Source organism: Vibrio ichthyoenteri ATCC 700023 (assembly GCF_000222605.1).
Lineage (GTDB): Bacteria > Pseudomonadota > Gammaproteobacteria > Enterobacterales > Vibrionaceae > Vibrio > Vibrio ichthyoenteri.
On record NZ_AFWF01000269.1, the window covers coordinates 1 to 3,786 of the forward strand.

General features: G+C 43.0%; 4 protein-coding genes and 1 pseudogene. 4 read left to right on the forward strand and 1 reads right to left on the reverse strand.

The window, feature by feature from the left end:
- Positions 1-621, forward strand: a 621-nt coding sequence (locus tag RH85_RS23090) for a hypothetical protein (protein WP_039949299.1), incomplete at its 5' end; no start/stop codon positions are given.
- 692 nt (positions 622-1,313) lie between these two features.
- On the opposite strand, the gene RH85_RS17820 is transcribed toward RH85_RS23090, so the two are convergent.
- Complete coding sequence (locus RH85_RS17820; RefSeq protein WP_006714106.1) at positions 1,314-1,559, reverse strand: hypothetical protein; 246 nt, start codon at positions 1,557-1,559, stop codon at positions 1,314-1,316.
- 159 nt (positions 1,560-1,718) lie between these two features.
- Between RH85_RS17820 and mobQ the strand changes: the two genes are divergently transcribed.
- From mobQ to RH85_RS23645, 3 genes and pseudogenes are all read left to right on the forward strand, one after another.
- Complete coding sequence (mobQ, locus tag RH85_RS17825) at positions 1,719-2,624, forward strand: MobQ family relaxase (RefSeq protein WP_160162467.1); 906 nt, start codon at positions 1,719-1,721, stop codon at positions 2,622-2,624.
- Positions 2,621-3,097, forward strand: coding sequence for a hypothetical protein (locus RH85_RS17830; protein WP_006714108.1), 477 nt, complete (start codon positions 2,621-2,623; stop codon positions 3,095-3,097). The genes mobQ and RH85_RS17830 overlap by 4 nt, the downstream gene beginning before the upstream one ends.
- 453 nt (positions 3,098-3,550) lie before the next feature.
- A pseudogene (locus tag RH85_RS23645) lies at positions 3,551-3,786 on the forward strand (hypothetical protein); the annotation flags it as partial.

Genomic DNA, 3,786 nt, shown 5'->3' on the forward strand with positions numbered 1-3,786 from the left:
TTGTTTTTAAGTGAAAAAGTAAAGATCGAATTTGAAAATTCCATAGCGTGTTATCAGCAAGTTTCAGACTCTGGTAAATGTGAATCTAACGATGATATTGTAGGACGAGCTTTCGTAAAAGCAGCAAAAACGCAGGAAAACGTGTTGGTGGAAGACATCCAGTTAGAATCTTTTCGAAAGTTGTATATTACAGGGCATGGTGGGGCTGGCGTTGCTCATACATCTAGTGGAGATTCAATCTTTACAGCGAAAGAGGTTGTTGACATTTTAGAGGTTAATGGGATTTTAGGTAAAATTAAAGATTTGAGATTTACCAGTTGTGGTTCCGCGGATAGGAGAAAAATTGCTAGCGTTTCAAAAGAGAGCATTGACGTAGCTAATCGGGACCCCGGTATTTTTGAAAAGTTAGCTTTTGGAGGTGCTAAGTCTTTCATTGAGGTGCTCAGTAGCGAGATTTGGGATAGAGGTTATACTGATGTTCGAGTTTCTGGATATCATGGGGCTGGAGTTTTTTATAAAGAAGAACTCCCGTTCACTCATTTAAGAAGTTCTACGATTCCTGCTACAGATACCGTAAAACGTGAAAGCCTTAGAGTTACGCTAGAATCGGATTTAGATTAGTTTATTTGCAATAAAAGGAATGATCATCAAAAGTATCATTGAGATCAATCGCTTTTGGGATTAATCTCTTTCCCCAGATGTGAAAAAACCGACTTTGGAGAGTCGGTTTTTCGGAATACTTACTAGTTTAGCCACTGGGTAAGTCCTTTCATGATAGCCATATCGTTAAAGCACTTCAAGTATTCCTGCACTCTGTTTGGATTCAAGATGTTTTGGACAGAGCGAGGCGCATCATCCACCGACCAAGGGAAGTTCCAAAGGTGGAAGGTAAAGGCACTAATCAAAACTATGCTTCGGCACGATAATTTCGCCCCTTGTAGCTGCTAGAGGGGATAAGCGGGAAAGGAATAAATGATTAGTGTTGTGAGACTGGAATGGGGGCGAAAGCCTTACTCACAGCGCAGGGCAGCCCGAAAGGGTAAGAGAAATATCCCAATCTGAAAGCGACCAAAATGATACCTAAAATCACACTGATTTGGGTAGGGGTCGGCGCAGCCGAAAGGGTTCGTTTGCGTACATCTCTATGCACTCTCGTTTCCCTTTTACATTGCTCGGTGTAGTGCTTGTGCTTGCGGTGTTTCTTTCATGCATCGCTTTTTCGGGCATTTCTTATACTGGTCTCTTTATTTTTCCAGTATGACGACTTTTTCCTATCCCACGTTGTTGGCTCATCTTGTGATAGGGCTATTTTTTTATTTCACCTCTAATTCAAACAATTCTCTGTCTCTATTTTTTGTTAGGTATTGGTCTAACTTATTCGTGACTTGCTCCTTGTAATCATTCTCTCGTTCCATTCTTTCTAATACCATCGCTCCTAACAAAATCTTTCTTCTCGTGTCATCCTTTCGTTTCTTGCTACTTTCCTTTTGTTGCTCCTTTTGGATTTTTAATCGTAGTTGTTCCTGTTTCTTCTTGAGTTGTTCTAGCTTGCTTGTCATCAATAACCTCCTCTCCGTTTTTGTTTAGCTTATCATTTTGCAGACTCCATGCTAACTTTTCCGATTATTAGGAAAAGCGCACTTATACATTGCAAGCAATGTGTGCGAATCACTTCGTGATTTTTAACCACAGCGATCGCTGTTTGGAGTTTTGGAAACTTGGCTATTTATCATTGCAGCGTAAAGATTGGCAGCCGTTCAAATGGTGCGTCATCGGTTGGTTCATGTGCCTATCGTGAAAGTGTCAAAATCAAAGACGAACGATTGGGAATTGAACATGACTATTCTCGAAAATCGGGAGTGGTGGATTCATTCACTATGACTCCTGAAAATGCGCCAACGTGGGCGAGTGACTCCGCCAAACTTTGGAATGAAGTCGAGCGCATCGAGAAGCGAAAGGACGCACAAGTTTTTAGGGAAGTGGTTGTGGCTTTGCCTAGAGAACTCGATCGAGAGAAGCAACAACAATTAGTCACGGACTATACCAAACGTAATTTTGTTGATGAGGGTATGTGCGCCACGGTTGCGATCCATGAGACCAAACACCAAAACCCCCACGCTCATATCATGTTGACCACTCGGACAATTGGTGAAGATGGATTTGGAAAGAAGCAGCGAGACTGGAATCAGAAAAACCGCCTTGAATCGTGGCGTTCTGATTGGTCTCAATCCGTTAATCAGGCGTTACAGCGTGATGGTCTCGTGGTTCGAGTCGATCACAGAAGCCTTGAGCAACAAGGTATTTCACGCGCACCACAGATCCACATGGGAAAAGCGGCCACCGCAATGGAGCGAAAAGGAATTGAGACGGAACGGGGGGATCGGAATCGAGAGATCACCGAATCGAATCAGGACATGGCCAGATTCATCCAGCAAGGTATCAATTCCGCTCGGAAGCAGTTTGAAGCGCACAAAGCACAAGAGGCCGCGAGAAAAGCGGAAGCCCTTGTGCTGCAACAGCAGCGAGAGCGCGAGGCGAAAGCGCAGGAAATGGAAAGGCGTCAAAAAGAAGCCCTAGAACGTAGCAGTAAACAGAAATCCCAAGGGAGAGGCTGGAGTTTATGAGATCCGATGAACAAATATTTTCCCTGATGGCTATCGCGGAAGAGCAGCAACGTTTAATCACTCGATACATCGAGCAGCAAGAAGCATCAACGCAAGCAATGGAGCGGTCTCAACGCGTTTTTTTGCAGGAGTTACAAGGGAAACAACAGGAAGTGCAACGGGAATTTGACCGTAATCTGTTTGATTTAAATCAAAAATTGAGCAGTCGGATTGGCTGGTCGAGTCTTTTTCTAACCATGATAGTGGCTCTGTTTTTTGCCGGCACGATTGCAGCCGGTTTTGCCGTTTATTTGCGAGAGGTGCAGGGAGAACTAAAGGACACGCGTGCAGTTTTGCGGAAGCTAGAGGGTTATAACGCCGATTTGAAGATCTGCACGACAGAAGCAAAAGAGGATTTTCCTTGTGTGCGTGTTATGCGTAGTTGGGGCGGTTTTGGGGAGCATAAAGACTATTTTATTTTAGACCCTAAGTGATGCCCTGACGCCTCGCTGTGCTCGTTGTCGGTTCATTTGACTAGGCAAAACTTGTTGCACTCGTTTTACCTGGTCAAACGAACTCCAGCAAGAAAACTATTCCTTTTGAGTGTTTGAGCTTGAAAACAGTGTTAACGGGGATGTGAAAAATATGCCCTGTAAATCGCCTCAAAAGCGTCACAAACTTTCAAAGCGATTTTTGGCTATCTAGGTACGGATTTCTTGTTAAAACGCAGTGTAGGGCTTTCTAGCGCTTCGGAAGCGTGCTTTTTGATGGCTAACTTACGGATTTAACATAATAGGAATTACGCGCACTAACAAATCAATCCCCTGCCTAACATTTCATTTCTTTGGGCGGTAGAAGTTGTTAGGACATTTCATAAGTAATCTCGTGATATAACAGGCTGGGTTGAGGATAATGCAGAATTCTGAAAATCAATAATTTGAGTGCTTATGCCGTTACCAGTTTTATCAACAATTACCCAAAAATCTTATGCACAATCATTGACTCACTTTGATAGAGCAATCGGAAGTGATTTATCAAAGAATTTAAAAAGTGTTCGAAATGCAAATCTTGAAAAAGATGGACTGATGTTAGTTCTTGGAAAAGAGAACATCTCGCGAGATAAAATAAACATAATAGCTCAGCAGGTGCCTCGAATTATTAGCGGGAAATCCCCTTACACTAC